The sequence below is a fragment of the Pelorhabdus rhamnosifermentans genome, from assembly GCF_018835585.1.
Taxonomy (GTDB): domain Bacteria; phylum Bacillota; class Negativicutes; order UMGS1260; family UMGS1260; genus Pelorhabdus; species Pelorhabdus rhamnosifermentans.
Genome location: NZ_JAHGVE010000148.1, coordinates 1 through 267 on the forward strand (window position 1 = coordinate 1; position 267 = coordinate 267).

The following is a 267-nucleotide window of genomic DNA, read 5'->3' on the forward strand; positions in this document are numbered from 1 at the left end:
CACGGCCGACTCTTTGCTTACCGCTTTTGTCAGGGCTACAATGGCCCCAATGGCAATGATATTGGCAAACAAGGCTCGGCCTAAGACTTCTTTTGCCTTTTCTGTAATGGGCAGCTGATAGACATTCGTGAATTTATTCGGAATGTCTTTGACGAAGGTTGTATCAATGACAAGCATGGCCTCGTCTGGCAGGTCATGGGCGTATTTATCTAATGCTTCTTGCGTCATGGCGAGAAGCAGGTCCGGTTTGACTACTTTCGGATAATG

1 protein-coding gene is annotated in these 267 nt (G+C 47.2%); it reads right to left on the bottom strand.

The window, feature by feature from the left end:
- The coding region (locus Ga0466249_RS26140) for a 2-oxoacid:acceptor oxidoreductase family protein (protein WP_215832410.1) at positions 1–267 on the bottom strand (267 nt) is incomplete at both ends.